Origin of the sequence: Streptomyces sporangiiformans, from assembly GCF_005768555.2 — a bacterium.
Lineage (GTDB): Bacteria > Actinomycetota > Actinomycetes > Streptomycetales > Streptomycetaceae > Streptomyces > Streptomyces sporangiiformans.
Genome location: NZ_VCHX02000263.1, coordinates 1 through 5407 on the forward strand (window position 1 = coordinate 1; position 5407 = coordinate 5407).

At 69.5% G+C, this 5407-nt stretch carries 5 protein-coding genes; all 5 read right to left on the bottom strand.

The window, feature by feature from the left end:
* Positions 1–122: 122 nt before the first annotated feature.
* The 5 genes from FGD71_RS35585 to FGD71_RS35605 all read right to left on the bottom strand — a co-directional run bounded on the left by FGD71_RS35585 (position 123) and on the right by FGD71_RS35605 (position 5140).
* Positions 123–1112 (bottom strand): zinc-dependent alcohol dehydrogenase family protein, encoded by a 990-nt coding sequence (locus FGD71_RS35585; protein ID WP_119104679.1) that lies wholly within the window; start codon positions 1110–1112, stop codon positions 123–125.
* The gene (locus FGD71_RS35590; protein ID WP_119104680.1) at positions 1109–1960 is read right to left on the bottom strand and encodes a carbohydrate ABC transporter permease; all 852 of its coding nucleotides are present in this window, start codon (positions 1958–1960) and stop codon (positions 1109–1111) included. Before FGD71_RS35590 ends, FGD71_RS35585 begins: the two co-directional genes overlap by 4 nt.
* A complete protein-coding gene (locus FGD71_RS35595; RefSeq protein WP_119104681.1) occupies positions 1957–2898 on the bottom strand; it encodes a carbohydrate ABC transporter permease in 942 nt (313 codons plus the stop codon). Before FGD71_RS35595 ends, FGD71_RS35590 begins: the two co-directional genes overlap by 4 nt.
* On the bottom strand, positions 2895–4265 hold the full coding sequence (locus FGD71_RS35600) for an ABC transporter substrate-binding protein (protein WP_119104682.1): 1371 nt from the start codon (positions 4263–4265) through the stop codon (positions 2895–2897). Before FGD71_RS35600 ends, FGD71_RS35595 begins: the two co-directional genes overlap by 4 nt.
* Positions 4266–4378: 113 nt before the next feature.
* Positions 4379–5140 carry a DeoR/GlpR family DNA-binding transcription regulator gene (locus FGD71_RS35605; RefSeq protein WP_240436929.1) on the bottom strand — a complete coding sequence of 254 codons (762 nt, stop codon included), beginning with the start codon at positions 5138–5140 and terminating at the stop codon, positions 4379–4381.
* Positions 5141–5407 lie beyond the last annotated feature (267 nt).

Consider the following 5407-nt stretch of genomic DNA (forward strand, 5'->3'; position numbering starts at 1 on the left):
GCTGACATACCCAGCCCGTCCGGCGTTTGAGGACGAGGCCGTTCAGGCCGATAGCGGGGGTCTGGGGGCGCAGCCCCCAGGAAGAGGATGGGACGGGTAGGGGCGGCGGGGGCGAGAAACCCCTACGGCACCACCACGATCTTCCTCCCCACCCCCGACGCGAACTGCTCCAGAGCCTCCGGGTAGCGCGTCAGCGGGATGCGGTCGCTGATGAAGACGTCCGGGTCCAGGACACCCGTCGCGAAGAGCTCCGCCGCCCGCTCGAAGCTGTGCAGGACGGCCATGGAGCCGGTGATGGTGATCTCCTGGTTGTAGATGCGGTACGGATCGATGGTGACCCGGGTCGCGTAGTCTGCCACGCCGAACTGGAGGAACGTACCGGCCTTGGCCACCCGGTCCAGTCCGTCCTGGATCGCGGCAGCGTTTCCCGTGGCGTCGACCACCAGGTCCCAGCCCTGGGGGCGGTCCAGTTCGTCGGGGCTCGCGGCGGAGGACGAGACGCCCAGGCGACGCGCCGTCTCTAGGCGTGCCGCGTTCACGTCCACCACGTCCACGCTCGCCGCCCCCGTCCGCTTGGCGAGCTCCAGCATCATCAGGCCCATCGTCCCGGAGCCGTAGATCAGGACGTGGGCGCCCAGGCGGGACTGGAGCACGTCGTAGCCCCGTACCGCACAGGACAAGGGCTCCACCAGGGCCGCGTCCTGGGTGCGTACGTGCTCCGGGAGCTTCACGCAGTTCGCCACCGGCGCCACCGCGTACTGCGCCGCGCCGCCCGCCGTCGACACGCCGATCGCAGCCCAGCGCTCGCAGAGGTTGTTGTGGCCCGTACGGCAGTACCGGCACTCGTAGCAGTACAACGACGGGTCCACCGCCACTCGGTCGCCGACCGCCAGTTCCGTGACCTGGGTGCCGACGCCCACCACCGCGCCGGCGAACTCGTGGCCCGGCACGATCGGCAGCTCGGGCGCGAACTCGCCCTGGAGGATGTGGAGATCGGTGCCGCACAGGCCGCAGGCGGCGACCTCGACGACGACCTCGCGGGGCCCTGGCGTCGGGTCCGGGACCTCGGCGACGACGGCCTTGCCCACGGACTCGATGACGGCGGCCTTCATTTCACGGCTCCCAGTGACAGGCCCTGGACCAGTTTGTCCTGGGCGGCGAACCCCGCGGCGAGCACCGGCAGGGAGATGACGAGCGACGCGGCGCACACCTTCGCCAGGAACAGCCCCTGGCTGGTGATGAAGCCGGTGAGGAACACGGGGGCTGTTTCGGCTACGACGCCCGTCAGCACCCGTGCGAAGAGCAGTTCGTTCCAGCTGAAGATGAAGCAGATCAAGGCCGTGGCGGCGATGCCGGGGAGGGCTATGGGGGCCACTACACGGCCCAGGACCGTCGGCAGCCTCGCGCCGTCGATCTGCGCCGCCTCGATGATCGCGACCGGCACCTCCGCGAGGAACGACTGCATCATCCACACCGCGATCGGCAGGTTCATGGAGGTGTAGAGGATGACCAGAAGCCAGATGTTGTCCAGCATTCCGGTGTTCTTCGCGAAGAGGTAGATGGGGAGGAGGCCCGCCACGACCGGGAGCATCTTGGTGGAGAGGAAGAAGAACAGGACGTCCGTCCACTTCTTCACCGGGCGGATCGACAGGGCGTACGCCGCCGGGAGGGCCAGCAGGAGGACGAGCAGCGTGGACACGACCGACGCCACCGTCGAGTTGATGAGCGCGGGCCAGGGGCTCGCGCCGCCGCCCGCGCCGAAGAACTCGCGGTAGCCGTCCAGGGTGAGCGCGGCCCCGAAGGACGGCGGGTTGGTCGCGGCGTCCGACTCCGAGTGGAAGGACGTCAGCGCCATCCATGCGATGGGGAGGAAGAAGACGACGCCTGCGAGCCAGGCGGCCAGGCCGAGGCCCGCTCCACGGGCGCGGCGGGGACGGACGCGGATTGCGGTGGCACTCATGCGCGGGACGCCTCCTCGCGGAACAGGGACGAGACCACGCGCAGGGCGAAGGTCGCGATGATGATCGAGCCGATGACGACCAGGACGCCCGCGGCCGAGGCGAGGCCGTTCTCGTGGGCCTGGTAGAAGCTCTGGTAGACGGTGTAGGGGAGGTTGGCGGTGCCCAGACCGCCGGACGTGATGGTGAAGACCGCGTCGAAGTTCTGGACGATGTAGATCGAGCCGAGCAGGGCGCCGAGTTCGAGGTAGCGGCGCAGGTGCGGCAGCGTGAGGTGGCGGAAGATCTGCCAGTCGCTCGCGCCGTCCACCCGAGCGGCCTCGATCTGCTGGTGGTCGCGGCTCTGGAGCCCCGCCAGCAGGATCAGCATCATGAAGGGCGTCCACTGCCAGACGAGGGAGGCCTCGACCGCCAGCAGTGGTGTGCCCGAGATCCAGTCCGGTTGCGGGCCGCCCACGTAGTGCAGCAGGCCGTTGAGGAGGCCGTACTCCGGGTTGTAGAGCACGTGCTTCCACAGGAGTGCCGCGGCCACCGGGACCACCAGGAAGGGCGCGATCAGGAGCGTACGGACCAGGCCGCGGCCCCGGAACTTGCGGTCCAGGAGCAGGGCGAGACCCAGACCGAGGACCAGGCTGGCCAGCACCACGGCGACCGTCAGCAGGATCGTGGTCCACACCGACTTGCGCAGGGCCGCGTCGGTCAGGACCTCGGAGTAGTTGGCGAAGCCCGTGAACTGGCGGGCGTCGGGGTAGAGGGAGTTCCAGTCGAAGAAGGAGATCACCAGCGTGGCCACGAACGGCAGTTGGGTCACGGCGATCATGAAGATCAGGGCGGGCAGGAGCGGAGCTCGGGTCGCCCAGGCGCGCAACCGGCCCGAGGGGCGTTTCTCGGTGTGCGCGGGCGGGGGTGCGGTGATCGGAGCTGTGGTCGTGGCGGTCATCGTCCCTCGTACTCCTCGGAGATCTGCTCGGCGAGCTGCTGGGACTTCTTCAGGGCCGACTCGACGGACTGGCGTCCGGCGATGGCCGCGCTGATCTCCTGCGAGACCTTGGTGCCGAGATCGGTGAACTCGGGGATGCCGACGAACTGGATGCCGGGCGCGGGCCGCGGCTGCACTCCCGGGGCGGTGGGCCGGGCGCCCTCGATGGCGTCGCGCGTCATCTCCTGGAAGGCGGCGGCTTCCTTGACGTAGTCGGCGTTCGTGTACGTCGAGGCGCGCTTGCCGGCCGGCACGTCGGACCAGCCGACCTTCTCGCCGACGAGCTGCTCGTACCGCTTGCTGGACGCCCAGGAGACGAACTTCCAGGCCTTGTCGGGATTGCGGGAGGCGTCCTGGATGCCCCAGGCCCAGGTGTAGAGCCACCCGGAGCTCTTGGTCTTCTCGACCGGCGCCGGGGCGTAGCCGATCTTGCCCTTGACCGGGGAGTCGGCCGACTCCAGGGAGCCCGCCGCGGACGTGGCGTCGTACCACATGGCGACCTTGCCCTGGGTGGTGTTGTTGAGGCATTCGGCGAAGCCCGCCTGGGCGGCCCCGGACTCGCCGTGCCCCCGAACCAGATCCACGTAGAACTTCGTCGCCTTCTCGAACTCGGGGGAGTTCAGGCGGGCCTTCCAGTCCTTGTCGAACCAGGTGCCGCCGAAGGTGTTCACGACCGTGGTCAGCGGTGCCATCACCTCGCCCCAGCCGGGCAGACCGCGCAGACAGATGCCCCGCATGCCGCGCTTCGCGCCGTCCACCTCGGCGGCGAGCTCGGCCACCTGCTCCCAGGTGGGATGGGCGGGCATGGTCAGGCCCTTCTCGGCGAAAACGTCCTTGCGGTACATGAGGAAGGACGACTCGCCGTAGAACGGCTGCCCGTAGAGCTTGCCGTCGTCGGCGGTGAGGGACTGCCGCATCGGCTTGAGGATGTCCTGCTCGTCGTAGGCGCTGTCCTTGGCGACGTACGAGTCCATCTCGTGCAGCCAGCCGTTCCTGGCGTAGATCGGGATCTCGTAGTTGCTGAGGGTGGCGACGTCGTACTGGCCGGCCTGGTTGGCGAAGTCCTGGCTGATCTTGTCGCGGACGTCGTTCTCCGGCAGGACGGTGAAGTTCACCTTGATGCCGGTCTCCTTGGTGAAGTGGGCGGCCGTGAGCTTCTGCAGCTCCACCATCTGCGGGTTGTTGACCATGAGGACGTTGATGGCGTCGCCGCCGGAACCGGCACCACCTGCTCCGGCCCAGCAGCCGGAAAGCAGGGGGGCGAGCAGCGTCCCTGCGGCGGCCGCGGCAAGCAGTGCGCGCGGCCTCCGTCGGCTCGGGGTTCGCATGAATCGCTCCTGAACATATGGGGAGATAAAGGGCGTTGTGGGGCGCGACTGCACGCCTGTAGTGAGTGAGTCGGTGGTCCGGACGGGGTGGGGGAGCGGCTCGGACCGGCCTGTCAGACCCGGATGACCTGCGGGCCCTGCAGTGAATAGCGGTGTGCTTCGGACGTGGGGAGGAATGTGCTGGTGACGATCGCCTCGAGAGCGCTGATCTCCGCGAAGCGGCAGAAGCTGACCGCCCCGAACTTGGTGTGCACGCCCGCGAACACCGTCCGGCGGGAGGCCCGGATCGCCTGCGACTTGACCTCGCTGACGGCCGGATCGGGGGTGGTGAGGCCGTGTTCGCGGGAGATGCCGTTGGCGCCGATGAACGCCACGTCGAGGACGAAGCCGGCGAGCATCTTCGTGGTCCAGTGGTCGACGGTCGCGAGCGTGCCGTGCCGGACCCGGCCGCCGAGCAGCAGGACCGACATGTTCTCGGCCTCGGCGAGCGCGCCCGCGGCCGGCAGGGACGCGGTGACCACGGTCAGTGGCCGGTCCCGGGGCAGTGCCTCGGCGATGAGCTGGGGGGTGAAGCCCTCGTCGACGAAGACCGTCTCCGCGTCCCCGAGCAGTTCGGCCGCGGCGGCGGCGATCCGCCGCTTCTCGGGTACGTGGCTGGTGGCACGGAAGGCGAGCGTCGTCTCGAAACCGGCGCTCTCCACCGGGTAGGCGCCGCCGTGGGTGCGGCGGACGAGGCCGTGGTCCTCAAGGGCACGCAGATCGCGGCGGACGGTCTCCTTGGCGACGCCCAGCTCGGCGGCGAGGTCGTTGACGTCGACGGCGCCCGTGCGGCGGGCGGCCTTGACGATCTCCCGCTGCCTTTCCTCCGCGCTCATCGCCGACACCTGCCCTCCGTGCTGTGCTTTCTGCTCGCCCTCCGGGGGCGCGCCCCTGCGGGCTCGCTGCTGCCCGTTCGGGCCCTGTGGACCCATGGGGGAATTTCTACAGCGGGTGCGCGGCACTGACCAGGTCTGTTGCGGATTCGATGCCGCCCGTATGTGCCCGTTTCGTCGGCCGGCCGTCCGTGCCGGACCTGCGCCGGAGCGGAAATCGGGCAACGCGGGTGCCCGAACACGGGGGCGGGCGGGCCCGTTCGGTGCCCG

What these genes read in the sequence shown, in the direction of transcription:
- FGD71_RS35585 (WP_119104679.1), bottom strand. Translation starts at nt 1,112, where the DNA reads ATGAAGGCCGCCGTCATCGAGTCCGTGGGCAAGGCCGTCGTCGCCGAG.
- FGD71_RS35590 (WP_119104680.1), bottom strand. Translation starts at nt 1,960, where the DNA reads ATGAGTGCCACCGCAATCCGCGTCCGTCCCCGCCGCGCCCGTGGAGCG.
- FGD71_RS35595 (WP_119104681.1), bottom strand. Translation starts at nt 2,898, where the DNA reads ATGACCGCCACGACCACAGCTCCGATCACCGCACCCCCGCCCGCGCAC.
- FGD71_RS35600 (WP_119104682.1), bottom strand. Translation starts at nt 4,265, where the DNA reads ATGCGAACCCCGAGCCGACGGAGGCCGCGCGCACTGCTTGCCGCGGCC.
- FGD71_RS35605 (WP_240436929.1), bottom strand. Translation starts at nt 5,140, where the DNA reads ATGAGCGCGGAGGAAAGGCAGCGGGAGATCGTCAAGGCCGCCCGCCGC.